Origin of the sequence: Brevibacillus sp. AF8 (assembly GCF_021270385.1) — a bacterium.
Classification (GTDB): domain Bacteria; phylum Bacillota; class Bacilli; order Brevibacillales; family Brevibacillaceae; genus Brevibacillus.
The window spans coordinates 129,969-154,570 of the sequence record NZ_JAGQDN010000014.1 but is presented as its reverse complement, the minus strand read 5'-3'; the positions used below and the strand labels follow the sequence as shown (position 1 = coordinate 154,570).

Genomic DNA, 24,602 nt, shown 5'->3' with positions numbered 1-24,602 from the left:
CAGGTGGAGCACATACGTTGATGGTGAAAGAAGACGGAAGTGTATGGGCATGGGGACAAAACGCGAAGGGGCAGCTAGGAGATGGAACGGCACAAAATAGCACAGTTCCAGTATTAACGAATGATAAATAAAATGGAGTGAGCCTAAGTGAAAAAAAATCTAATTAAGTCAAATTTAATATGTAATATTTTACTGATGATGCTTGCAGTACTTTTTCTATCAAAAGAGACGACTTTGGCAGCGGGTAATGCAGTGAGTAGTGCTGCAGGTTCAGAGCACTCTCTCATTCTGAAGAGTGATGGTACCGTTTGGGCGTGGGGTGCAAATGGTGCCGGTCAATTGGGCGATGGTACAACCGTTCAAAAAAATGTTCCTGTCCAAGTAAGAGGCATTACAAACATTTCGCGTATTGCTGCGGGAGAGTACCATAGCGTAGCTTTGAAAGCAGATGGTACAGTATGGAGTTGGGGAACTAATGGTTATGGTCAATTAGGTAACGACACAACTAATAGTAGTGCCACACCAATACAAGCAATGGATCTAACAGATATTACAGAGATTGCTGCTGGAAGATATTATGGGTTAGCTCTCAAGAAAGATGGTACAGTTTGGATGTGGGGATATATGGCTGGAGGGAGCGTACAAAAAAAACCAATAAAAGTATGGGGTCTTACAGACATAAGGGCAATTGCTGCTGGGGGAGGTCACAGTCTTGCTGTTAAAAAGGACGGAACAGTATGGGCTTGGGGGGAAAACGAATATGGTCAATTAGGCATAAACAATACAACAGCGAATCAAGTTCCAACTAAAATAAACGGACTTTCAAATATTGTCTCTGTTGCTGCAGGATTCAAGCATAGTATGGCACTTGATGTAAATGGAAAAGTGTATGCGTGGGGCCTTGGGAACCAAGGACAAATTGGTGATGGCAATAATACGCTTAGAACTACTGTCCCAGTGAATGTACTAGAAGTGACAGAAATTGTGGAAATTGCAAGTGGGTCTCTTGCTAATCATAGTTTAGCTTTAAAGAGAGACGGAACAGTATACGCATGGGGAAATAATTATCCCGGTCAACTAGGAGATGGAACAACTAATAACAGTTTCAAACCTATAAAAGTTAAAATTACACCATAATATTTACTAGTAAATCCCCCTTCTAACCAAGGGGGACAACATTTCTTTCGGAGGCAATATGAAACTCCTGTCGACAAAATCAACCCTGATTTTTATATTAAGTCTTTCCCTATTTACGACGATGACACCACCAGTGAGCACCCTGGCAAATGAACCGTCAACCAGCGACTTATCAAATACTCAAGATATAGAATCATCAACTCCAAACGAGACAATAAATGAAATCCAGCAATCCATCGCAGAGCAAAATCTCAACCCTTTACCAGAAAAAACAGAAGCAAAAAATCCGGCATCATATAACGCCGAGGACATCGCTTCACTAACATGGACCCAGCTGGATGCAAACACAGCAATCGAAATCCACCAAACATTCGACCGATCCTTACTAAAGTACGCTGCCTATTTCTATCCAGATCTAATGCAGCTGCTTTCAACTGAAGAACAAGCAGAAGTCAAAGCTTTTTCCAGTGACCAGCTCATTTCTCAATTCGATAATCTCAGTCAGGAAAATAAGGACCTCTTAAATCGCCTTACACCCCTCGTAGCATCGAAAGTAAATGAAATCAAGAGTCTGGAAGAAACGCTCGACATTCAAGCAGTGAATACAACTCCTCCAGAAGTTCTCTACACAGAAAAAGATCAGGAGTTTCGCTTTGCTCGTTCAAAAACAGAGCAAGCCGTAGATGATGTATATCGCTCTGCAAACTTGGTCGAGCAAGATCTCTACTTACCAGGAAAGCATGGACTGGATCTGGATATAAAACGCCGATATCACTCCCTGAGCAGTAAAATCAGTGTACCAAGCTGGGACGATGATCTAGACAAGAATGAAGCCTTAAAGGCCAATGAGAAATTTGCAACAGGCTGGGATTTTAATATGCCGAGACTGGATATCGTCACGCGTGAGCAGGCAGCCACGGTAAGGGACGACCCCTATAATTCAGGCCAGCAAATCTACTCCACCAACGTAGACAAGAGTCCAACGGCGAATCGTTATTACATTAGCTTAGAGGACGGGACATCTTTAGAATACCGGTTCAACAAGTTTGTGAATTATCCATATAAAGACATCATGTTCATCACAGATGACGTGAATCGGAAGTACACACTGCATTACCGGAATCTGAAGTATGAATTTGATGTCAAGCTGGGAACGGTCGTCAAATCCAATATTTATGGGGACACGATCAAGTACAACCTGAACAGCGACGGAGAGCCAGTCAGCATCGAAGACAGTGTCGGCCGCTATGTGGTGCTGAAACGAAAGCAAAACGACACCACGCAAGACTTGATTGTCTATAAAGATAAAACTGAAACTACCGTGCTTAAGCACATTCGCTACCACTTTGAACGAAAGCTAGCATTGAACGGTTACTTTCAGCTCGTTCGAGTAGAAGTCCTGCCGACAGCAGGGAGTGGAAGCGGTCCTTATACTGTAGCAAATTATTCGTATCATAATCCTACTACCAAGGGCATTGCTTATTTCAATTTAAACAAGGAATACACATTGGACAAGCTCCCAACTGATCAAACGCTTCAAGATTCAGCAAAGTATTGGGAATCGGATACAAAGAAGCGTAAGGAAATCGATTACTTGCTCATGCAAGAAGTTTCCTATCCGTTGCAAGGATTAAAAATCAACTACGAATATCGCCCCTATCAACTAGGTCAAACGACGTTCAATGACGGTCTCGTACGGATTTTTCAAGACAAGTATGCACTAAGCTATGTAGCCTATCATCCTGTTAATAAAGTATCGTACAGCTATACGCAGAAAACGCCGAAAGGAACCAACACGTATAAGCTGGAAAAGAGCTATGCCAATAACGACAACCTCCGCGAAATATGGAAGGTGCCAAAGGAACAACTACCTAGATTGAAGAATTTTGCGGAACGACATGGGGATACCATCCAAGTCACCGAATCTGAGGCTTCCCGTTACACAAAGAATTCCATTTACAAGGTCAATCAGGACGGAAATACGTTGCTGCGAAGCGTTAAGACAACAGGCGTGAGCAAAGGCGGTACGAATGTATCTGGCGCGAAGTATCGGGTCGAGTACAATCCAACTACGTACACGACCTATGCCTATTCCGGCCGGAATACAAAGCCGACGTATCAATACGTTTTCTTGGAACCGACATCGGCAGTGAGCGATCTGGATGTATACAATTCCTACTTGAAAGATCCGAACCTTTCCAATCGTTCACGGTATGCGGCCAAGATAAACAATTACGCGCAAGAATCGTACTTCGAATATAACGATTACGGACAGCTGATCAAGCAGATTGCACCGGACGGGATTGTAAGTACATGGACATATGATGCAGAAGGGGTAAATCCATGGGGCTTCCGGACCTTCTCCGTACTAAAGGCAGCCAGAACGCAATCAACCTCCGCCTCGGGCGATCCGTATTATTCGAATACGACATTCGAGTACAACAATCAATATTTGCTCCGGAAGGAAACGGAGATCAACTCGTTCCCTGCCAATTTGATCAATAATCACAAGAGCCAATCGGTTGAACGGACATATGAGTACACCAATAACCAGCTCTACTCGATTACGGAAAACTTTGGCGCAGGAAAGACAAGGACGCAGACCTTTACCGCTTATGATCAATATGGCGTTCAGCCAACACAAATCGCACTCGCAGGTGTTGAGCTGGAAAGCGGCAAATCGGATGTATTGAATTTTTCCTACGACATCGATGACAAAGGCCAAATCAAAAGCCAGACCTATCCGAACGGAAGCAAAGCTACATACGATTACGATGAGTTAGGCCGACCGTTATCGGAGACTTTTCACAATCAAGGCGCAAAACGAACCATAACGTATGTGTATCGGGACGGCGAAGCTTCTGGATCGAGTTCAGAAGGACCGGGCATCGTGGAGAAAATTGCCCCGGATCAATCGAAGCTGATCACTTACTACACCCCGTATGGAGATACCGCCTATCAAGAGCAGGTGGGCACGACAGGTGCGAAGCGTCCATTGGTAGAAAACGAGTTTACGCCAGATGGCATGGAGATTAGTCGCACGGTTCCTTACGGGAAGCAGGAGCAAAGCACCTCGTACCTGTATGACTGGGACGGTTTTGTGTACCAAACGATGAATTCCTTAGGAACCACTAAGAACCATCGAAACAATGCCTACTCGGATGGAACAAGATACTTACCTCGTCTGACGGAACAAACGCTCTCTCCGAATGGCTATATCGCGACCACCTACCGTGATTTGTATGGAAAAGTGGAGAGCACGGAGGAGACGACGCAAAGCGGCAGTCATCATCGCGTGACGAACTACCAGACGGATCGATTCGGGAAAGTAACTAATAAAGAAATCTCAGACGGAAAAACTTCCCAAGCGTGGAGTATGCGCTTCGACCATAACGACAACCTGGTGTATTTGCAGGACCCTGAAAATAACGTAAATGTATACGGGTACGATGGGCTAGGCAATCTCACCAGTGTATTGGAGAATGGCACGACTACGGCAGAGTATACCTACAATAGTTTGTCGTGGAAGCTCTCGGAGAAGAATCCAGAGACAAGAGCGGAGACGTACACCTACGACAAAAGCGGTCTTGTGAAGAGTTACAAGGATAAAAACGGTGTCACATTCAACTACGACTACACGCCTTTCCATGAGTTAAAGAAAGTTTCTTCCGGCGCTTCTTTCTATGAAGACCGCGTGTATGATCCACAATCTGGCCTGCTTCTGAGTGAAAATAATCACACAGGAAACTCTATCAGCTATGGCTACGATGGGTTCCATCGGAAGAATCGCCAAACGATGATGGGCAAGGACTACCAGCTTCTGTATTCTGATAACGACGATACGATAGATACACTCGTATACCCTGCAAGAAGTGCGGTATCTGGTTCTGCCCCATCTCTAAGTGTCGGATACACCTATGACAACGCAAACCGCTTAAATTCGGTGGCGATACCGGGAGTCGGAACAACCACGTACACGTACGATATTAGTAACTCAGGAGAAACCAATGCGGTATCGTATCCGGGACAACCGAAAGCGATGCAGCAATCGGTCAGCTCATTTGGTGAAAAAACAGCCTTGAATCACGCAGACGGCTGGAATGAGACAAATGGCTACGATCTGTTTGGGAATATCACCAGCCAAAAGCGATCCGGTACGAATTATGGATTGTTTGTGTACGACAAGCTTTCCCGGATCAAGGAAGAATCGGTCGAAGGAAACGTCAAGCAATACGCCTATGACAAACGCGGTAACCGCCAAGTGTATGCAAACGCTCCGGTAGATATCCTGCGCTCCTATGAAATGAAGCACGATTTGTTTAATCGTTTACAGGAGTATAAGGACGAGAAAGGGACAACGACATACACGTATTATCCAGGTGGACTGCGGGCGACGAAGCAACAGACTGGTAGCGTAACGGATACGACTCACTACGTTTATTTGAATGGGCAAGTGATAGAAGAGCTGACGCAGGATGGCAGGGTCAAGGCGCGGAATGTGTTTGGTAACCAGTTGATCTGGCGAAAAGACTATGCGTCGAATCTTGAAGGTAATTACTATTACAATAGCCATGGTGATGTTGTCAAAATCAAGGCTCCCAATGGGAATGTTCTAAATACGTACGACTACGACATCTGGGGCAATTTGATTGCGGATAAGGTCAAAGAAACGATTTCCAACCCGTTTATGTATGCGGGGGAGATGTTTGATAAAGAGAGCGGGTTTTACTACCTGCGTGCCCGGTATTATGATCCGAAGATAGGGAGGTTTATCTCGGAGGATACGTATAAGGGGCAAGTGGATAATCCGTTGTCGTTGAATCGGTATACGTATGTAAGTAATAATCCACTGCGGTTTGTCGATCCAAGTGGTAATAAACAATGTGAAGGCGCGAATAATTGTGATGGAGATTACGAGTCACGTCTGCATTATATTTATGTAAGCACCAAAGATTTGGACTTGTCACAAGCTCTTACGATATTATCGACAAGTGGAAAGTTTTCCGATACAGTTGTCCAAGGTGCTCAAAGAACGGTATTACTATCAGTTATGGGACCAGACAAAGTCTCAAAATCATTCAGGAATGCGAAGAGTGCAGCCCAATTAACAAAATACAAAGAGGTTTTAAAGACATGGCAGGATGCTAACCCATTAATTGAGAGTTTAAGAAGTACTGGTAAACTACCGTCAAACTATTTTACTAAAGACCAAGCTCGGGCATATGGATGGGCAGAAGGTAAAGCAGTTGGAAGTTGGGTAAAGCATATCCCTAATGCACAAATAGGTGGAGACATATTTGAGAACAATAAAGGTACATTACCAATGATAAATGGAAGGGTGTGGTATGAGGCAGATGTAGGACTTGTAAATACAATGGGTAGAAATAAGCAGCCCGGTACTAGATTGGTATACTCAAATGATGGTCAAATGTGGATTACTATAGACCATTATGATAACTTTTATTACATTGGGAATTATTTTGATAATGGAAATATGACATAAAATAAAGGAGTGTCTTTATGAACGAATTTGATGATGAAGTACGTGTTGCAATGGTTGTTATTGATGTGTCGGAAGTCAAAGATCCTTTCGAGTTACAGAATGTATTGAAGGAGAAATTGGGGTTTCCTGATTTTTACGGTAAAAATTGGGATGCTTTTTGGGATGCTATTACTGGACTAGTTATGTTACCAGAAAAACTAGTTTTTATAGGATGGGATGATTTAGTAAGAAACCTACCTAAGGATGCAGAGTTTTTAGAAAAGTTAATTGAGAAAAAAAATAATAAGTACCCATCCACATTTGTGGAAGTAGACTATAAATAATGATTAGCCCCAAGCGAGTAACCAAAACTCGTATGGGGCTTCTTTAATTTATTCATGAAAAAAGCAAAAACTCTATTCTTGCTTTAAGGTGAAAATTTATAGTAATATAAATTCAAGGAAGTCAAACTGTAAATTTATAGTACACGTGTTTCAAAGAAAGGTGTGTAACCATGTTTAACCCCGAAACAAAAACAGCCTTTCTTCAAGGATATAAAGAAAATACCCAAAAAGCTTATTCTAGAGTGTTCAACCTGACAATGAAGTTCGAAGTGGAAAAGGATAAGGATTTGCTCCACTTTACACTGGATGAGATTGAAACTGCCCTGCACAGCTTCCATGCTTCTACAGGAGACTCTCTTAATACGGCTGGGAGAACGATTTCTGCTTACTTGAATTGGGCAAGGGCAGGGGGGCTTAGAGAGGACACCAATCCACTGGAGTCCGTTTCAAAAGAATGGTTTAAGAACATGGTAGGTAACACCCACCAACAATTTATTACGAAGCAAGAAATCGATGCAATTATTGACCAATGTAATAACGATCAGGATTCAGTGATTCTCTCCCTGTTATTCGAAGGTGCGGGTGGTAGAGAGGTAAGTGAACTACGCAATCTAAAACGTGATCAAGTCAATGATGAGAAACGAACATTGATATTGATTAACGATAAAGAAGAAACAAGAGAAATTCAAATATCCGAGCAGTGTCTGAAATTAATAAATGGCGCAATCAAGCAAAAGGATTATCTCAAAGGTAATGGGGAGATGAGACGAGATCATCTCAAAGAAACAAGTGAATTAATTGAAACAGGCTATGTAATCAGACCAGCCAAGACAAGAAATGTTCATATGGAACAAGTCAGTCCTCATCTGATTTATGGGAGATTACATGCATTAGAAGAATACTTTGGTTTTGATAATCTACGAGTGAAAACGATTCAACGCAGCGGGATGATCTGGATGGGAAAACAACTGTTAGAACGTGATGGCGAACTCGGAAAAGAGCAGTATTATGAGATATGCCAACAGTTCGGCATTAGCCAAGTCATGAATGGAAACAAGCTAGAGTATATGTGGTGGGGATTAAAAGACTTCGTAAATCCAGACATGATTGCTGTATTGTACAAGTAACGCACCTAGAGGATGTAATTCCTCTGGGAAAACAAGATAAAACTAAAAATTTATTGTAAATAGATAAAGGAAGGTGATCGAACGTATGAGTTGCTATCTTTTGTTCTAACATGCCAAATCATATTCAATATATTAAAATTTATAGTGAAAAGGAGAGAATACTATTGTTTGATTCCATCAAAATGAAAGTAAGTTCCGTATTTATTCAACCTGAAATATTACGACAATATAACTTTGCATCTTTAATCAGAAAACAGGTGTTATGACCACATTCCAAATGCAAGACGAGATCATACCATATATTAAATATCAGGATGCAAGCGGCACTTTAACTATCCAAGTTTCGATTCCCAAGATGCTTTATGGAAATAATGTCAAAGCAATCGAACAATCAGATATTCCCATTTTCTTTCAGCGTGTACAAGAACGATTACAGCAATTATTCGGCATCCACATTGCCACGAACCCCTGTTGGAAGCATACAAGATCATTCATGTAGAACAAGACTGTCTCGCAAGTAAAGAATTCCACTACACGAGACAGTCTTATTTTTCCAACAACCAAAAATTACCGTTCTAAACCTAAATGAATCAAAGGAAACGACCTCCCCGAACCATCCAGCTCAGACCGTCCTGTCTGCACAAACCCATACCTTCTGTAGAAAACGTAAGCCCCTTCGTTTTGCTCGTTGACATCTACTTTCAGATTCGGTCCATACTTACGTTCCGCATGTTCGAGTAATCTGCGCCCAATCCCTTTCCCGTGGTATTCTGGATCAACGAACAGCATTTCGATTTTCGCTCCATCAAGGCCAATGAAGCCTACAGGCTCTTTCTTCTCGTTAATTTCCATCCATACTTCAACAGCAGATAGTGCTTCATTTTTTACCATGTTTTTATAAAACGCAATATCTTCTTTCGCCAAAAAATGGTGCGTACGGCAAACGGCACGATACCAAATATCTACCAATTGATCACGATAGCTGGCTTCAAATTCAACAGTTTTGGTATTCATCATGAAACCTCCTGATTCAAACTAACAAATAAGAAAAGAGCGCTCTTGAGAGCTTATTATATAGAGTCGCTAAAAACTTTCCTATCCTGTTCACAGCTTTTCTATCCTCCCAGAATAATCTGACGATTGATCGGCGAGAAGGGGAGGGGAACCCAACCCTACCTGGCCTCAATCCCCCCAGGCACTTCCAAATACCCTCTCTTCTCCACAAACAATGGCTCTACAACCCCAAACTCATTCTGCAATTGCTTCATTTTCTCTTGAGCCTCGGCTTCCGTCCGATAATACCCGGCCTCGACAAAATATCCACCTTGCTTGTCCTTCAAAACCCGCATGTTGTCCGCGAACAACAGAGCTTCCTCCATAGCCCCGAGCGCCTCTCCATACGGCACGGAAGCAGTGCGCACCGAGTACACAGGCTGCTGCTCTTCTGGCGTTACTTCTTTTGGAGAAATCGTAATAACAACTTGCGCTGGCTGCTTATATTCCTTCACCTTATAAGCAATCGCTTCTTTAAAGGTCACATTAAACCGCACGAGAGAATCGTCCAACGAAATGATCTCGTAAGCATCTTCAATGTACGGACTTTGCTTCAATGTCTCGAAATCTTTGACAGCCGAAAATTTTCTCGCGCCACCAACAGCAAACGTCATCGTATTCGGATATTCCGTAAAACTCACGTGGAACGAGCTGGCGTTCTGCTGTACCTCATTATCCTGGGTAAAGTTCAAGATGATGTTTTCCCGGACTCCTTGCTTCTGTACCGTAATGAAGCTAACATCTACGGCATCCTGCGGAGTCCCCCCGCCTGCACTGCCTTTATTGAATTGCAATATTTTCACTAGCTTGCCCAGACCAGGCACGTTTTCCAAAGCACTCGCAAAGGCGGGGATTGTGTTCACGCTGACCGTGAAAAGAACAAAGACAGCGGCCGCGCTAACACCAGCGTGCTTTAACCAACGCGTTCTTGCTTGCGCACGTTTTCGATGAAGCTTTCCACGTTCGATGGCTTGCTCGGTGACTGCCGCCAACTCTTCGGGTATTTCAATATCGTGATAGGCTTGTTTGTAATCGTCCAGTTTGTTATCCAAGAGATTCACGCTCCCCAATGTTCACTTTCAATTTCTCCAGTCCGCGGTAAATGATCGACTTCACGGAGCTGAGGGGTATGTCTAGCACATCGGCAATGTCCTTGATGGGCATGTCTTCGAAATACCTCAGCATAATGACCGTTCTGGATTTTTCATCGAGTTGGCCCAAGGCATCATGCAAGTCGATGGCATCTTCCCGTGGTTTTTGCTCGTAGCTGCCTTCATGCTCTTTATCCATATAAACGACTTTTTTTGCTTTGCGTATGTGATCCAAGGCGCAGTTGACGGCGATTTTGGTTAGCCATGTTTGAAAATATTGCGGCTGCTTCAATTTGTGTATGGAGATAAAGGCGCGGTAGACAGTCTCCTGCACGATTTCCAGCGCGTCTTCCTTGTTTCGTACATAAGTAAAAGCCATGCGATATATTTTTTCTCTATTCTCTTGGATCAGAAGCGTAAAGCTGTCTTCATCACCGGAAATGGCTCTTTGTACCAGTTCAGTTTGATTCACGATGCTGCACACCCTCCTTGCTGAATACGTTAGGTTCTTCCTTTCCTCACCTAAATAATCCAGCAGCGCGAGACACACTGCGGGAGCGTAAATCCTTCTTATCCTTACTTTAATGGGAATACCATTTTATTTTTCGTTTCGCCGCTTTCTTGATCGATTTCAAACAGCTCGAGGGTGCTTGTGTTATTTTTAGACAGATTGCTCAGCGGAATGACAATCTCCTGAGAGAATTCACCCCATTCCGGGCCGCCTTTCGATGCTGTTCCAAAGCCTTTGGCAACGACTTGTTCGTCTTGCTTCACGGCATATTGATAGGTACCTTCGAAAACGCTAGCTTCGCCGGATACCGTGTACACGACAGACGGTGCTGCAAGCTTCAGGTTACGAAATACTTGGGTGTTTTTTACTTGATCGGAGCTATTTAATGGAATGGAAAGCTTGTTGATGATCTTCCCGTTCTCTTGATTAATTTCAAACATCTCGAGCATCAATGGCTCTTTTCCTATTAGCTCACTTGTTGGAATTTTAATCGTTTGCGCAAACGTTCCCCATTCCGGGCCACCATTTGAAGCTGTGCCGAACCCACTTGCGACAACGTGCTTCCCTTGCTTGACTACGTATTGGTACGTACCTTCAAAAACATTTGCTTCCCCTTTTAAAGTGTACAGGAGAGCAGGCTCTGCTAGTTTGATATTCCGAAACCTATTTTGTTCGGCTGGTTCGTTGTAGTTTGTTTCTTGCTGCGTGGTTACTGGGGGAGCAGCTTGGTTAGCCCAAGTCGTGCCGAGGACTCCGGCAAAAACAGTGCAAGTCAAAATAGAAGCAGCAACTACAGTGATCGTCTTTTTATTCATGGTATGTCTCTCCCTTATCAGGCATATGGTCGTGATGGATTGTTTGTTTTTGGTAGTAGCTTCATGAAGGTTACAAGGGTTAGACGGGGGAGGGACGCAAAAAGACGCAAGAGATTTTATGGGAAAAAATGATATTTTCTCGCTGTATTTAGCAGAATTTTTAAAATATTTCAGACAACGATTCACAGATTAAGCTATACTGTCTTTATGGAACAATCTTCTAATTAGTGGGGGCGGAAAATATGAAAAAACTCGTTTCACTGGCAGTCGTTGCAAGTATTGCGATCCCGTTACTAAGTCCAACGTTTGTCCAACATGCTGCTGCAAATGCTATTCATGACTATCGTAGCGAAGCTCAGGTCAACCAGTTCCGCCCACATGGTGGAGATAAGCAGGAAGTGAATGATTACATAGCGTCCTTGGTGAAACAACGATCCAATCCTGCTGAGGTAGCAAAGCTGGTGGCAGATGACTCCTTGACGAATTTTGCGATGAAAACCTATGTGGAAGGATTGGCGCAATACAAAAACATTCAGGTGATCGAAGCAAAAGTTGACAAGCTGTACACCGTCACGAAGGAGGATGCTTACAATAACTACCGTGCGATTGTGAAATTCAAATACGTCGGGTATACCGCAGATAACAAGGCCATTGAAAAAACGGATTATCTCGGTTTGGCCAGACTCGGTACAGACCCGGTGAACTGGAAGGCGTGGGGAGTCATTTGGCAGGACTCTGGCATCGATGTGTCAGATGTGAAGCTAATTCAGTTGGAGAAGCCGAGCAAAGGCGAAGAAATATGCGTGATCACGACAGATGCCGGTGTGATCAAGCTGAGACTGTTCCCGAACAAAGCTCCAAAAGCGGTGGAAAACTTTAAGACTCTCGCCAAAAAAGGGCAGTACAACAATATGATTTTTCATCGTGTGATTAACGATTTCATGATTCAGGCGGGAGATTTGAAAGGGCCGGATGGCAAGGAGCTGCCGAGTATTTACGGCGAGTCCTTTGAGGACGAGTTTAGCAGGGATCTGTTCAATTTCAGGGGAGCGCTCAGTATGGGGAATGCTGGACCCAATACGAACAGCACGCATTTCTACATTGTACAAAGTCCCAAGGTAGATCAGGAGTACCTCGATTTGTCGGCGCTGCCGTTGAACGCAGAAGCAAAGTATAAAGAAATTGGCGGACGGGCTTACCTCGACAACCGCCACACTGTTTTTGGTCATGTATTTGCCGGGATGGAAGTCGTTGACAAGATCGCTGCCCAGAAAACAGATGAGAATGCGAAGCCCATCCAAAATCCGATCAAGGTGCAAAAGATCGAATTTGTCCCGTATAACGAATAAGCTTCGCCAGCAAAGCAAAAACCCCCTCTCATTCCTGGCATTTGGGATGACGAGGGGGTTTGTCAATGAAGGGGAGATGCAAGTCAATACGGCTCCCAGCGCAGTTTGCGTGCCTTCTCGAATCGCTCTTCCACATAGGGCCAGTTGACGATATTCCACCAGTTCTCTACATACTTGTCTCGCTGGTTTTGATACGCCAGGAAATAGGCATGCTCCCATACGTCCAGGGCCAGTAGCGGAATCACATCCCATTGTGACAGGTTCTGGTGCTTTTCGGCCGTAAGAATCTCCAGATGATGTGCCCGCGGGGACCAAACGAGGATCGCCCACCCAGGACCTTCTACCTTTTCTGCCGCCTGACTAAATTGTCTCCTAAAGGCGTCATACGAACCGAAATACCGATTGATTGCCGCCGCGAGATCACCAGAGGGAGTGCCACCCCCATTTGGACTCATGGAGGGCCAAAAGATCGTATGCAAGTAATGACCGGCCCCGTTGAAGGCTAGCTCACGTTCCCAATGGCGAATGAGATCGAAGTTGCCACTCTCTCGGGCATCCGATAGCTTCCTCTCTGCTGTATTGAGATCGTCTACATACTTTTGGTGCAGTTTGTTGTGATGGATTTGCATGGTTGCTTCATCGATGTACGGCTCTAAAGCGTTGTACGCATAAGGGAGCGGGGGAAGGGTATGCCGGCCGACAGCCACGGGGCGTGCCGCACGGACTGGCTCGCGTGCACCGGGATAGGAAACGGGTTCTGGCACAACAGGCACTTGTGCTTCTTCCGCCACCGCTGGCTGTGCATTCATTGATTCCGCAACAGGTTCCCTCGTTTCTCCTTCCAGTTGGTCATCTTCACTCAACTGAGCCAGTCGTAAAAAGTGATGGAATTGCTGCTGCACTTGTTCGGCGCGAGTGATGAGAGCAGGGAGTTCGTCGCTGTCTTTTGCCGAATTGAGCATGGATGCTTGCCTTCCGATCTGTGTAAATGTTTCCTCGAATTTGTGCAGATGCCGTTCGAGTTCTCGGTTGAGGGTCTTATGTCTTCGCAAATGATCGATCCATTGGCGGCCCCATTGGCTCCAGTCCAGCAAATTCTTGGCTTCTTCTACCAAAAGATTCTCCTCCTCGTGGGCACATCATCACTCCTCACATTATGAAAGGTGCCTAGAGAAGGTGCGACATTTGCGGAGTACAAGAAATTTCATCTCGGCATATGGTAGTAGCACAAATGTTTGAGTGGTATGCTGTACTATATTCATTTCAACAGGGGAGACACATTAGCATGAGTAGAGAACGAGCGATAGCCGTTATTGATTCAGGAGTGGGAGGATTAACTGTTGCGAAGGAAGTCATGCGTCAGCTACCCGAAGAACGGATTGTTTATGTAGGCGATAACGCCCGTTGTCCGTATGGCTCCAAATCGCCGGAAGAGATTCGTACCTACAGCTTTCAAATGATCGACTATGTGATGCGTACACCGTTAAAGGCATTGGTGATCGCCTGTAATACTGCGACTGCCGTCGTGTTGGAGGAAGCGATGGGTGATTTGCCGCTGCCCGTCATCGGGGTGATTGAACCAGGGGCGCGTGCAGCTGTTCAAGTGACGAAAAACGGAAGGATCGGTGTCATCGGGACGGAAACGACCATTCGTACGAGGGCTTATGAACGTGCGCTTTTACGGATTCAGCCGGATCTGTACGTCGCAGGCATGGCTTGTCCCGCATTTGTGCCACTGGTGGAGAGCCACATGGCGAACACGGAGGAAGCAAGAAGAGTAGTAAAAGAAACGCTTGCCCCGTTCTTGCACGAAGATTTGGACACGTTAATTTTGGGTTGTACACACTATCCGTTGCTAGCTCCAATTATCTCGGAAGTGATGGGAGATCGAGTGCGCCTGATTAACTCCGCAGAGGAGACAGCACGAGAATTGTCCATGCAAATTGCGACGGACGCCGAAAGCAAGCAAATAGAGCGCCCGGAGCATCTGTTTGTGACCAGTGGGGACGCCCACAAATTCCGGACCATTGCAGAAGAATGGCTGGATTGCAAAGTAAACGTCCAGCACAACTCATTGGAAAAAACCGTCCAGCCCTAATGAAAGGCCTTGTCTGGCGAGACAAACTTTCAACGCATAAACCCAAGCCTAGCTCGTATACATGGTAGTACAAAGTGTGTGGAGGAGGCTGGGGAAATGAAGATAAGGCACATCGGGAAAATGACGGCCGTGCTGGGGGTGAGCGCAGTGCTTTTGTCGGGCTGCGGTCTCTTTGGCCCGGAAAAGGAAACGATAAGTATTGATGCACCACCACAGTCTGAGGTATCAGTTGATTTGCCAAACGGCACGCCGTCCCCGGATGCTGCAAAAGAAGGCGCACAACCGGTCGTTCAGGAGACTGGCGAGAGAATGGTGTACTTGCAGGATGCCAACGGATATATCGTTCCTGTCTCGATGACGCTCCCAAAATCAGAAGGTCCTGCCAAACAAGTATTGAGCTACATGGTAAAAGGTGGACCGGTAGAGAGCATGCTCCAGGGTGGCTTCTCCGCTGTCTTGCCGAAAGGGACGGAAGTAAAAGGACTTGTCATCAAAAACGGCATAGCCACTGTCGATTTTTCCAAAGACTTCAAAACGTACGAGGAGAAAGACGAGAAGAAAATTGTCGATGCCGTCACCCGGGCGCTGACGGAATTTAGCAATGTCAAGACTGTGCAAATTTGGGTGAACGGAACTCCATTAACAGAAATGCCAGCAGCCAAAACGCCCATAACGCTATTAGACCGTAATCAAGGAGTCAATCTCGAATTGGGCGATGGAGCAGTACCAGGAGACACTTCCAGCGTAACGGTTTATTTCCAGGGACAGCTGGATGATACCCGTACGTATTATGTCCCAGTCACTCGCCTGGTTCCTGAAACGGCTGATATCGCCAAGGCAACCGTTGAAGAGTTGATCAAAGGGCCGAAACAAGGATCTCATCTCTTCAGCTCCTTGCTGCGTACGACACGTGTTCTAAATGTGAAGCAGGAAAAAGATTTGGTGACGGTCAATTTGAGCAGTGACATCCTCAAGTATGACGATGGCAAGGAAGCGAGCCCAGAAGCTCTGCAATCGCTCGTCTTGTCATTGACAGAGACGACAGGAGCCAAGCAAGTGCAGCTGCTGGTGGAAGGAAAACCGCTAGCTAGTGGCGAGTTCACCAAGCCAGTGAGCCGTCCGGTTCAACTCAATCCCATACAGATGTAAGGAACGAGCCACGCCCGTATTAACGAGCGTGGTTTTTGTTCGTCAATGATTCGTTGCCACTACCGCGTACAGTTCTCCAAATAACCAGCCCGAGCACAAGTGATGGGATCGTGACCAAAAAGCCCGCCACAAAGCCGACTATGCGAGGCTCTGCTATCGTCAAAATCCAACCGCCAAGGAGCATGGATAGACCGATCAGGATGTTTGAAATCGTCGCATCCAAGGCAAATACTCTGCCATGGTAGCTGGGTGCGACATGCCGCATGATCAGCGTATTCAGGCTGGCGTTCCCCATTCCTCCTGCAACGGTGGACAGCGCAAAGAACAGTGCCGTTACATAAATCGTAGGTGAAAAGCTGGTCAAAAGCAGCGCAAAGCCTTCCAAAGCGAAGCTACTGGCAGCCACTTCGTTAAAGTAGCGCTGAAAGCGCTGAGCAAGCAGTCCCCCGATGATGAAGCCAATTCCGATCGCACCGTACAACAAACCAATTCCCCATTCACCGGCAGTAAACACTTGATAAGCATAGACACTGATCAGGACATTGATGATCCCCCCGCCGATTGGCCACACGGCTTTCAGCAAAAGGATTGCGTAGACAAGCGGTGTGGATGTGATGGCGCGAATCACCTCTCCGTAGGAAGAGACTTTAACCGTCTGCTGCAACTGCACGCTATTAACGGATTGGTCTGGGGAGGAGGGTACCTTCAGTCGAGCCAAAAACAGAGCTGCCTACAGCGATAGCTGTTCCCGTTATTTCGAGCAGCAGAGCGAGCACAGCAACGCTGTTAAACCAATCACCGATTCCGCTAAGGAAATTGGCGGTTAAAAGACGCCGCAAATTCGGCTTTTTCAAAAGAAACAGGAAGCTCATTACCTAAATTCACCTACCATCAAATTAATCAAATATCTAATTAGATAATATTCAAAGTAACGGGTGGTAGCAAGAGCTTTTTTTATGTGGAAGGAAGTGAAAAGAATATTTGCAATTAACGTAAATAGGGAAGAGGCGTTTGTGCAGTGGCAGATCGTTTCCTGCGTCTGGTATAATGAGCGGAGTGTAACAAAGCGATTTAGGAGGAACTTGGAATGAGAGTGGATGGCCGTGCCCATGATCAATTGCGCCCTGTAACCATTACGCGCAATTACATTAAACACGCAGAAGGATCGTGCCTGATTGAAGTCGGAGACACAAAGGTGATTTGTACGGCGACTTTGGAAGACCGGGTACCGCCTTTTATGCGTGGTGGCGGGAAGGGCTGGATCACAGCCGAGTATTCCATGCTTCCCCGAGCAACAGCGACCCGCAACGCGCGTGAGTCGTCCAAAGGAAAAGTCGGTGGACGAACCATGGAGATTCAGCGTCTGATCGGACGTGCTCTGCGCTCCGTTGTGAGCCTCGAAGCAATGGGTGAACGCACCATTTGGTTGGATTGCGATGTCATTCAGGCAGACGGTGGTACACGGACAGCTTCGATTACCGGAGCTTACGTGGCAATGGTAGACGCGATGCAAAAGCTGGTGGATAGTGGCACCTGGAAACAGCTGCCGCTCAACGACTTCCTGGCAGCGACCTCAGTAGGGGTAGTCGGTGAGGAAGCCGTGCTCGATCTCAACTACAAAGAAGATTCTACAGCGATTGTCGACATGAATGTCGTCATGACGGGAAAAGGAAAGTTTGTCGAGCTGCAAGGAACAGGGGAGGATGCTCCGTTTTCTCCTGAACAGCTACAAGAAATGATTGCCCTTGCAAAAGTCGGCATTGACAACTTGATTAACAGCCAAAAAGAGGCGCTCGCTGATGTTACGCTCTCTTTTGCACAATCAGTAGCGGAGGAAAGTCATGCCTAATCGAAAAAAAGTCGTTCTTGCAACACGTAACCAGGGAAAAGTGAAAGAATTCAACAGGCTGTTCGCAGATGCAGGCTGGGAAGGAATCAGCCTCGCTGAATTTGACGGTGTGCCTGAGGTAGTAGAAGACAAGGACACCTTCGAAGGAAACGCGCTGAAAAAAGCAATCGAAATCTCTACATACCTGAACATGCCTGCCCTCGGAGATGATTCCGGTCTGGAAGTAGATGCGCTGGAAGGACGCCCTGGTGTTTACTCCGCACGCTTCGCTGGGGAAGATGCAACAGACGAGCAGAATTGGCGTAAATTGTTGAAAGAGCTGGAAGAGGTTTCGACACAGGAACGCACAGCTCGCTTCCGTTGTACGTTGGCGTTGGTGATTCCGGGCGAAGAGCCAATCATTGCCACTGGCGCTTGCGAGGGTGTGATCGCACGTGAACCAAAAGGGACAAACGGCTTCGGTTACGATCCGGTATTCTACATCCCATCGATGGACAAAATGATGGCCGAACTCATGCCAGAAGAAAAGAACCAGATCAGCCATCGTGCTCGTGCCATGCAGCAACTGCTTGAAATCATCAAGTAGACAAGAGAGAAAACAGGAGAGTGAGGCGTGATGGGAATTCTCATCATGAGCGATAGCCACGGCTTGGTTCGGGAAGTAAGCCAGGTTGTCAACCGACATCATGTCGAAAAAATTTTGCATTGTGGCGATTTTTGTGTGGACCATAAGCGCGAGCCGTTTTCCAACATGACGCTTGTCCGAGGCAATTGCGATTCGACACAAGAGGTGCCGACCGAGCAAGAGACCAAATGGCGCGACCTTCACATCCTGCAAACGCACGGGCATCTTTATGGTGTGAAAGGCTCTCTTCTGCGCCTTCATTACCGTGCAGAAGAGGTCGGAGCAAACGTAGTCATATTCGGTCACTCTCATGTGCCTGTCTGTGGTGTGGAAAGAGACATCTTGTTTCTGAATCCGGGCAGCTTGCAAATGCCACGCGGCTTTCATGTACCGACATATGCTCTTTTAGAAGAGACAGGAACGAGTCCGACAGAAACTTACATATCAGTGGCGTTTTATGATCATGTAGGCAACCCGGTTTCACAATTGGGAGGGAACTATTCTGTTCGTCGACCAATGAGGTCTTCTTGAAAACTAAAAGATTTGTGCTATACTAGAATGGTTATAATGGCTAGAATATTATCATCCGAGCCTGCGAAGATACCATGGCGCGGCTGGCGATGTTCTGTTGATTCGATTTAGGAGGGGAAGTTTACGTGGCAGCAAATTGGGAAAAGGTAGAGAATAACCAGGGAGTCCTGACGGTTGAAGTAGATGCTACGCAAGTAGACGCAGCATTGGATCAAGCGTTTAAAAAAGTGGTTCAAAAAGTTCAAGTTCCAGGATTCCGCAAAGGAAAAGTACCACGCAAAATGTTCGAATCCCGTTTTGGTGTAGAATCTTTGTACCAAGACGCTCTTGACATTCTGCTTCCAACTGCATACGGACAAGCTGTTCGTGAAGCTGGTATTGAGCCAGTAGATCGTCCAGAAGTAGACGTAACGCAAATGGAACAAGGGAAAAACCTGATCTTCAAAGCGACTGTAACTGTGAAGCCTGAAGTGAAGCTGGGCGACTACAAAGGTCTGTCCATCGAAGATAAAGACTTCTCTGTAACCGAAGAGAGCGTTGACGCTGAACTGAAGCGCATGCAAGAGCGTCATGCTGAGCTCGTAGCAGTAGAAGAGGGTGCCGCACAAACAGGCGATATCGCTGTAATCGATTTCGAAGGCTTCCAAGACGGAGTAGCTTTTGAAGGCGGTAAAGCGGAAGATTATTCTCTGGAACTGGGTTCCGGTACTTTCATCGCAGGGTTCGAAGAGCAACTGGTTGGCCTGAACATCGGCGAAGAAAAAGAAATTACCGTAACTTTCCCTGAAGAGTACCACTCTCCTAACCTCGCTGGTAAAGAAGCGGTATTCCAAGTGAAGCTGAACAGCCTGAAGCGCAAAAACCTGCCTGCTTTGGATGATGAGTTTGCCAAAGACGTGAGCGAGTTCGACACGCTGGAAGAGCTGAAAGCAGACACCAAGAAAAAACTCGAAGAAAAAACTGCGCAAGAAAAAGATCAATATGTTCGTGAGCAGCTCGTTCTGAAAGCAGCTGAAAACGCTGAGATCGATTTGCCAGCAGTAATGGTTGAGCATGAATTGGATCAAATGGTAAATGAATTTGGTCAACGTCTGCAATACCAAGGCATGACGCTGGAACTGTACTACCAGTTCTCCGGAATGGATGAGAGCCAACTGCGTGATCAATTGCGTGCAGACGCAACATCCCGCGTTCGCACTTCCTTGACTTTGGAAGCAATCGGCAAAGCAGAAAACATCGAAGCAACAGAAGAAGACGTAAACGCAGAGCTGGATAAACTGGCTGGCGTATACGGCCGCCCAGCAGATGAGCTGCGCAAAATCTTCTCCGCACAAGATGGCATGGCTGCTCTGTACCGCGATGTGCAAACTCGCAAAACAGTAGATTTGCTGGTTGCAGAAAGCAAAGTAACAGCATAAGCTTAGAAGAACGCATGATTGGTCAGTGGGCAGGCTAACCCTGAGCGCTGGCTGTCAAGACCACAAGGCACGAGTGTATCGTGCCTTGTTTTTCCACCATTGACTTTTTTCGGCAAAGGAGGAAAATACATAATGCTAATCCCAATGGTCATCGAGCAAACAAGCAGGGGAGAGCGCTCCTACGATATTTACTCGCGCCTCCTGAAAGACCGGATTATTCTCTTGGGCACCGAGATTGATGATGAAATCGCCAATCTGGTTGTTGCTCAACTGCTTTTCTTGCAAGCAGAAGATCCGGACAAAGACATATCGCTATACATAAACTCTCCAGGTGGTTCTGTTACAGCCGGAATGGCCATCTATGACACCATGCAGTACATCAAACCGGATGTGTCCACGATTTGTGTGGGCATGGCTGCCAGCATGGGTGCGTTCCTGTTGGCTGCTGGTGCAAAAGGCAAGCGCTTCGCTCTGCCAAATGCCGAAGTCATGATTCACCAACCGCTCGGCGGTGTGCGTGGGCAAGCAGAAGACATCCGTATTCATGCGGAATGGATTATGAAAACGAAGCGCCAGCTGAATGAGATTTTGTCTGAGCGGACAGGTCAGCCTTATGAACGCGTAGAGCAAGATACAGACCGCGATAATTTCATGAGCGCAGAAGAAGCAAAGGCCTACGGATTGATTGACTCTATTATCGAACGCAAAAACTGACCCGTTGTGAGGTGAAGCGCATGTTTAAGTTTAACGACGACAAAGGCCAACTGAAGTGTTCCTTCTGCGGCAAGTCCCAGGAACAGGTGCGCAAGCTGGTAGCTGGTCCTGGTGTTTACATTTGTGACGAATGTATCGAACTGTGCAATGAAATTGTACAGGAAGAACTGGGCACTGAAGAAGAAATCGATATGAAAGAAATTCCAAAGCCAGTGGAAATTCGCAAAATCTTGGACGACTATGTGATCGGTCAAGATATGGCGAAGAAGTCCTTGTCTGTAGCGGTGTACAACCACTACAAACGGATTAATTCCGGGGCGAAGATCGAGGATGTGGAGCTGCAAAAATCCAACATCATGCTGATCGGGCCGACTGGTAGCGGGAAAACGCTGCTCGCGCAAACGTTGGCGCGCATTCTGAATGTGCCTTTCGCGATTGCGGACGCAACTTCTCTGACAGAAGCAGGCTATGTGGGCGAAGACGTTGAAAACATCTTGCTCAAGCTGATTCAGGCTGCCGACTATGATGTGGAGAAGGCTGAAAAAGGAATCATTTACATCGACGAGATTGATAAGGTAGCCCGCAAATCGGAAAACCCATCCATCACGCGTGATGTGTCTGGTGAAGGCGTTCAGCAAGCGCTTTTGAAAATTTTGGAGGGGACCGTTGCGAGTGTTCCACCACAAGGCGGACGCAAGCATCCTCACCAAGAGTTCATCCAAATCGACACGTCGAACATTTTGTTCATCTGCGGTGGTGCATTTGATGGCGTCGAGCAGATTATCAAGCGTCGTTTGGGTAAAAAAGTCATCGGTTTCGGTGCAGACTTCGGCGATGGCGTAAAAGGCGATCTGAAAGCCGGAGAATACCTAAAATACATTTTGCCGGAAGACCTGCTGAAATTCGGTCTGATTCCGGAGTTCGTCGGTCGTTTGCCAGTGCTGGCTACCTTGGAGCCGCTGGATGAGGAGACGCTCGTGCGTATCCTGACAGAGCCGAAAAACTCTTTGGTGAAACAGTACCAAAAACTGCTGAGTCTCGACGGTGTTGAGCTGGAGTTCGATAACGGTGCGCTGCTGCAAATCGCGAAAGAAGCGATTAAGCGCAACACTGGTGCGCGCGGACTGCGTGCGATTATCGAACAAATCATGCTCGATATGATGTATGAGCTTCCTTCCAGAGAAGACGTCAACAAGTGCGTCATTACCGAAGAAACGGTACGCGACAAAGTGAAGCCGCAACTGTTGACCAAAGAGGGACAGGAATTGCACGAAGAAACAGCCTAAGCATCGTCTACACGAACCATCTCGCGATAAGCGAGGTGGTTTTTTTGTTGTTGGTTTACGTCTACGCTTGCGGGGCAATACTACTTGATATCGTTCAAGAGAAGCTTTACATATGCACAAAACGGTCATGAACGTGTTCCTCTCTCTTCGGGGGACAAAAGTTGACCGCAAGCGAAGACGCATGGGAGGGACTGCATATGGACTATACGACATTGGTCATTGCTGTCATTGAAGTGGTTGTTGGTATCGTGATCGGCACCTACTTTTGGAACTTGCTGCGAGCGCAGAGAAACACGAAAACCTCAACCGAAAAGGAATCGCGCAAGGATCTGGATTCCATTCGTAAAATGAGAATGGTTGCATTGACAGAACCTCTGTCAGAAAGAACAAGACCAGCGACTTTGGAAGAAATTGTAGGACAAGAAGATGGGCTTCGTGCGTTGCGTGCCGCCTTGTGTGGTCCCAACCCGCAGCATGTCATTATTTATGGACCACCTGGTGTAGGCAAGACCGCAGCGGCTAGGGTCGTGCTGGAAGAAGCGAAGAAAAATCAGCTATCGCCGTTTTCTTCTGATGCCAAGTTTATTGAAATCGATGCGACGATTGCTCGTTTTGATGAGCGCGGGATTGCTGACCCGTTAATCGGCTCTGTACATGATCCGATCTATCAAGGGGCAGGCTCGCTTGGGCAGGCGGGGATTCCGCAACCAAAGCCAGGTGCAGTGACGAAAGCGCACGGTGGTATGCTTTTTCTTGATGAAATAGGGGAACTTCATCCTATTCAAATGAATAAGTTACTAAAGGTTCTTGAAGACCGCAAAGTCATGTTGGAGAGTGCTTACTACAGCGAGGAAAATAACCAAATTCCTTCGCATATTCATGACGTTTTCAAATACGGTTTGCCCGCCGACTTCCGTCTGGTTGGAGCGACGACGAGGTTGCCAGAAGAACTGCCTGCTGCGCTTCGTTCCCGTTGCCTGGAAATCTTTTTCCGCCCATTGAAGGCTGGGGAAATTGGGAGTATCGTGCGTACAGCTGTTCCTAAAATGAATATGAATATAGAAGACAGCGCTGTTTCCGTGATCGAGCGCTACGCGACCAATGGACGTGAAGCGATCAATACATTGCAAATCGCTGCGGGAATTGCCTTAACGGAAGAACGCGAGGACATCCAGGCTGCCGATGTGGAATGGGTGATGCACAGCAGTCAAAAATCGCCTCGCCCCGAAAAGCAGGTGCATGATGCACCGCAGGTCGGATTGGTCAACGGTCTTGCTGTGTACGGTCCGAACATGGGTAGTGTGATGGAGCTGGAAGTGACTGCTTCACCTACAGCTATTCCGGGTCAAGGTCGAATGGCGATGACAGGAATGGCAGAGGAAGAGGAAATGGGCAGCCGCAACCGGACGATTCGCCGGAAGTCGATGGCAAAAGGCTCGATCGAAAACGTTTTGACTGTATTGAACAGAATGGGCGTCCGTCCGTATGATTATGATCTGCATATCAATTTTCCGGGAGGCATCCCTGTGGATGGGCCTTCTGCGGGCATTACCATTGCCACTGCGATCTACTCGGCGATTGTGAATCAGCCTGTTGATAATTTACTGGCTATGACTGGTGAAGTGAGTATTCATGGGAAGGTAAAGCCAGTTGGGGGTGTAGTCGCAAAGGTGGAGGCTGCTAAACAGGCGGGAGCGACCCGAGTCCTCATTCCCCAGGAAAACTGGCAAAGCATTTTTGCCGACATGAAAGGGATCGAAGTCATTCCGGTCTCTACCGTCTCTGAAGTAATTGAGTTAGCTGTACCGCAAGCTGCCATGCAAGAAGCAGAGGCGACGGGATTTACTTTGCAGATCCCAGCAGAGGATCTCGCTTCCTCTCCGCTATCCCTGTAACAGTCGGGTATGCTCGCGGATTAGACATCGGATTGTGTTTGCGCTACAATGGAAAAAAGCTTCTGCTTGCAAAGAGCCTGAGGCCTTGCCCAGCCTGAAACGAGCTCCACAAAAAATGATTGTGTATG

The 24,602-nt window shown here is 46.6% G+C and carries 22 protein-coding genes; 15 read left to right on the top strand and 7 right to left on the bottom strand.

Going from position 1 to position 24,602, the window contains the following annotated elements:
- Nucleotides 1–20: 20 nt before the first annotated feature.
- The 5 genes from KB186_RS18555 (at nucleotide 21) to KB186_RS18535 (ending at nucleotide 8,090) form a co-directional block, all read left to right on the top strand.
- On the top strand, nucleotides 21–131 hold the full coding sequence (locus tag KB186_RS18555) for an RCC1 domain-containing protein (RefSeq protein WP_232774134.1): 111 nt from the start codon (nucleotides 21–23) through the stop codon (nucleotides 129–131).
- 16 nt (nucleotides 132–147) lie between these two features.
- The gene (locus KB186_RS18550; RefSeq protein ID WP_232774131.1) at nucleotides 148–1,137 is read left to right on the top strand and encodes an RCC1 domain-containing protein; all 990 of its coding nucleotides are present in this window, start codon (nucleotides 148–150) and stop codon (nucleotides 1,135–1,137) included.
- 58 nt (nucleotides 1,138–1,195) lie between these two features.
- A complete protein-coding gene (locus KB186_RS18545; RefSeq protein WP_232774130.1) occupies nucleotides 1,196–6,640 on the top strand; it encodes an RHS repeat-associated core domain-containing protein in 5,445 nt (1,814 codons plus the stop codon).
- Nucleotides 6,641–6,657: 17 nt separating this feature from the next.
- Nucleotides 6,658–6,963 carry a barstar family protein gene (locus KB186_RS18540; RefSeq protein ID WP_173608525.1) on the top strand — a complete coding sequence of 102 codons (306 nt, stop codon included), beginning with the start codon at nucleotides 6,658–6,660 and terminating at the stop codon, nucleotides 6,961–6,963.
- 170 nt (nucleotides 6,964–7,133) lie between these two features.
- Nucleotides 7,134–8,090 (top strand): phage lytic cycle repressor MrpR family protein, encoded by a 957-nt coding sequence (locus KB186_RS18535; protein WP_232774129.1) that lies wholly within the window; start codon nucleotides 7,134–7,136, stop codon nucleotides 8,088–8,090.
- Between the two features lie 567 nt (nucleotides 8,091–8,657).
- Here KB186_RS18535 and KB186_RS18530 read toward each other — a convergent pair.
- The 4 genes from KB186_RS18530 to KB186_RS18515 form a co-directional block, all read right to left on the bottom strand.
- A complete protein-coding gene (locus tag KB186_RS18530; RefSeq protein WP_232774133.1) occupies nucleotides 8,658–9,104 on the bottom strand; it encodes an acetyltransferase in 447 nt (148 codons plus the stop codon).
- A 158-nt stretch (nucleotides 9,105–9,262) separates the two neighbouring features.
- Nucleotides 9,263–10,204, bottom strand: a complete 942-nt coding sequence (locus KB186_RS18525) for a DUF4179 domain-containing protein (protein WP_232774128.1) — start codon at nucleotides 10,202–10,204, stop codon at nucleotides 9,263–9,265.
- A complete protein-coding gene (locus KB186_RS18520) occupies nucleotides 10,188–10,706 on the bottom strand; it encodes a sigma-70 family RNA polymerase sigma factor (RefSeq protein WP_232774127.1) in 519 nt (172 codons plus the stop codon). Before KB186_RS18520 ends, KB186_RS18525 begins: the two co-directional genes overlap by 17 nt.
- Before the next feature lie 104 nt (nucleotides 10,707–10,810).
- Nucleotides 10,811–11,560 (bottom strand): Gmad2 immunoglobulin-like domain-containing protein, encoded by a 750-nt coding sequence (locus tag KB186_RS18515; RefSeq protein ID WP_232774126.1) that lies wholly within the window; start codon nucleotides 11,558–11,560, stop codon nucleotides 10,811–10,813.
- Nucleotides 11,561–11,802: 242 nt separating this feature from the next.
- On the opposite strand from KB186_RS18515, the gene KB186_RS18510 reads away from it, so the two are divergent.
- Entirely contained in the window at nucleotides 11,803–12,909 is a 1,107-nt protein-coding gene (locus KB186_RS18510; RefSeq protein WP_232774125.1) for a peptidylprolyl isomerase, read from the top strand.
- A gap of 83 nt (nucleotides 12,910–12,992) precedes the next feature.
- On the opposite strand, the gene KB186_RS18505 is transcribed toward KB186_RS18510, so the two are convergent.
- On the bottom strand, nucleotides 12,993–14,024 hold the full coding sequence (locus KB186_RS18505; protein ID WP_221869276.1) for a superoxide dismutase: 1,032 nt from the start codon (nucleotides 14,022–14,024) through the stop codon (nucleotides 12,993–12,995).
- A 170-nt stretch (nucleotides 14,025–14,194) separates the two neighbouring features.
- On the opposite strand from KB186_RS18505, the gene racE reads away from it, so the two are divergent.
- Both racE and KB186_RS18495 read left to right on the top strand, forming a co-directional pair.
- Nucleotides 14,195–15,007, top strand: a complete 813-nt coding sequence (racE, locus tag KB186_RS18500; protein WP_232774124.1) for a glutamate racemase — start codon at nucleotides 14,195–14,197, stop codon at nucleotides 15,005–15,007.
- A gap of 96 nt (nucleotides 15,008–15,103) precedes the next feature.
- Nucleotides 15,104–16,156, top strand: coding sequence for a GerMN domain-containing protein (locus KB186_RS18495; RefSeq protein ID WP_232774123.1), 1,053 nt, complete (start codon nucleotides 15,104–15,106; stop codon nucleotides 16,154–16,156).
- A 19-nt stretch (nucleotides 16,157–16,175) separates the two neighbouring features.
- Here the strand turns inward: KB186_RS18495 and KB186_RS18490 are convergent, their stop codons facing one another.
- Together KB186_RS18490 and KB186_RS18485 are read right to left on the bottom strand one after the other, a co-directional pair.
- Complete coding sequence (locus KB186_RS18490; protein ID WP_232774122.1) at nucleotides 16,176–16,874, bottom strand: MFS transporter; 699 nt, start codon at nucleotides 16,872–16,874, stop codon at nucleotides 16,176–16,178.
- Nucleotides 16,831–17,028 (bottom strand): hypothetical protein, encoded by a 198-nt coding sequence (locus tag KB186_RS18485; RefSeq protein WP_232774121.1) that lies wholly within the window; start codon nucleotides 17,026–17,028, stop codon nucleotides 16,831–16,833. Before KB186_RS18485 ends, KB186_RS18490 begins: the two co-directional genes overlap by 44 nt.
- Nucleotides 17,029–17,243: 215 nt before the next feature.
- Here KB186_RS18485 and rph point away from each other — a divergent pair, with 215 nt between their 5' ends.
- From rph to lonB, 7 genes are all read left to right on the top strand, one after another.
- On the top strand, nucleotides 17,244–18,005 hold the full coding sequence (gene rph / locus KB186_RS18480; protein WP_173608511.1) for a ribonuclease PH: 762 nt from the start codon (nucleotides 17,244–17,246) through the stop codon (nucleotides 18,003–18,005).
- The gene (locus KB186_RS18475) at nucleotides 17,998–18,591 is read left to right on the top strand and encodes an XTP/dITP diphosphatase (protein WP_048032069.1); all 594 of its coding nucleotides are present in this window, start codon (nucleotides 17,998–18,000) and stop codon (nucleotides 18,589–18,591) included. Before rph ends, KB186_RS18475 begins: the two co-directional genes overlap by 8 nt.
- Nucleotides 18,592–18,621: 30 nt before the next feature.
- Nucleotides 18,622–19,161 carry a metallophosphoesterase family protein gene (locus tag KB186_RS18470; protein ID WP_173609121.1) on the top strand — a complete coding sequence of 180 codons (540 nt, stop codon included), beginning with the start codon at nucleotides 18,622–18,624 and terminating at the stop codon, nucleotides 19,159–19,161.
- 125 nt (nucleotides 19,162–19,286) lie between these two features.
- Nucleotides 19,287–20,579, top strand: a complete 1,293-nt coding sequence (gene tig / locus KB186_RS18465; protein ID WP_221869279.1) for a trigger factor — start codon at nucleotides 19,287–19,289, stop codon at nucleotides 20,577–20,579.
- A 132-nt stretch (nucleotides 20,580–20,711) separates the two neighbouring features.
- The gene (clpP, locus tag KB186_RS18460) at nucleotides 20,712–21,293 is read left to right on the top strand and encodes an ATP-dependent Clp endopeptidase proteolytic subunit ClpP (protein WP_007722241.1); all 582 of its coding nucleotides are present in this window, start codon (nucleotides 20,712–20,714) and stop codon (nucleotides 21,291–21,293) included.
- A gap of 20 nt (nucleotides 21,294–21,313) precedes the next feature.
- Nucleotides 21,314–22,579 carry an ATP-dependent protease ATP-binding subunit ClpX gene (clpX, locus tag KB186_RS18455; protein ID WP_012685515.1) on the top strand — a complete coding sequence of 422 codons (1,266 nt, stop codon included), beginning with the start codon at nucleotides 21,314–21,316 and terminating at the stop codon, nucleotides 22,577–22,579.
- A gap of 197 nt (nucleotides 22,580–22,776) precedes the next feature.
- Entirely contained in the window at nucleotides 22,777–24,474 is a 1,698-nt protein-coding gene (gene lonB / locus KB186_RS18450) for an ATP-dependent protease LonB (RefSeq protein ID WP_232774120.1), read from the top strand.
- The last annotated feature ends 128 nt before the right edge of the window (nucleotides 24,475–24,602 follow it).

Excerpts from the sequence above, each read along its gene's own strand:
- KB186_RS18555 (WP_232774134.1), top strand. The coding sequence starts at position 21 with ATGGTGAAAGAAGACGGAAGTGTATGGGCATGGGGACAAAACGCGAAG.
- KB186_RS18545 (WP_232774130.1), top strand. The coding sequence starts at position 1,196 with ATGAAACTCCTGTCGACAAAATCAACCCTGATTTTTATATTAAGTCTT.
- KB186_RS18540 (WP_173608525.1), top strand. The coding sequence starts at position 6,658 with ATGAACGAATTTGATGATGAAGTACGTGTTGCAATGGTTGTTATTGAT.
- KB186_RS18535 (WP_232774129.1), top strand. The coding sequence starts at position 7,134 with ATGTTTAACCCCGAAACAAAAACAGCCTTTCTTCAAGGATATAAAGAA.
- KB186_RS18530 (WP_232774133.1), bottom strand. The coding sequence starts at position 9,104 with ATGAATACCAAAACTGTTGAATTTGAAGCCAGCTATCGTGATCAATTG.
- KB186_RS18515 (WP_232774126.1), bottom strand. The coding sequence starts at position 11,560 with ATGAATAAAAAGACGATCACTGTAGTTGCTGCTTCTATTTTGACTTGC.
- KB186_RS18510 (WP_232774125.1), top strand. The coding sequence starts at position 11,803 with ATGAAAAAACTCGTTTCACTGGCAGTCGTTGCAAGTATTGCGATCCCG.
- racE (WP_232774124.1), top strand. The coding sequence starts at position 14,195 with ATGAGTAGAGAACGAGCGATAGCCGTTATTGATTCAGGAGTGGGAGGA.
- KB186_RS18495 (WP_232774123.1), top strand. The coding sequence starts at position 15,104 with ATGAAGATAAGGCACATCGGGAAAATGACGGCCGTGCTGGGGGTGAGC.
- KB186_RS18485 (WP_232774121.1), bottom strand. The coding sequence starts at position 17,028 with ATGAGCTTCCTGTTTCTTTTGAAAAAGCCGAATTTGCGGCGTCTTTTA.
- rph (WP_173608511.1), top strand. The coding sequence starts at position 17,244 with ATGAGAGTGGATGGCCGTGCCCATGATCAATTGCGCCCTGTAACCATT.
- KB186_RS18475 (WP_048032069.1), top strand. The coding sequence starts at position 17,998 with ATGCCTAATCGAAAAAAAGTCGTTCTTGCAACACGTAACCAGGGAAAA.
- KB186_RS18470 (WP_173609121.1), top strand. The coding sequence starts at position 18,622 with ATGGGAATTCTCATCATGAGCGATAGCCACGGCTTGGTTCGGGAAGTA.
- clpP (WP_007722241.1), top strand. The coding sequence starts at position 20,712 with ATGCTAATCCCAATGGTCATCGAGCAAACAAGCAGGGGAGAGCGCTCC.
- clpX (WP_012685515.1), top strand. The coding sequence starts at position 21,314 with ATGTTTAAGTTTAACGACGACAAAGGCCAACTGAAGTGTTCCTTCTGC.
- lonB (WP_232774120.1), top strand. The coding sequence starts at position 22,777 with ATGGACTATACGACATTGGTCATTGCTGTCATTGAAGTGGTTGTTGGT.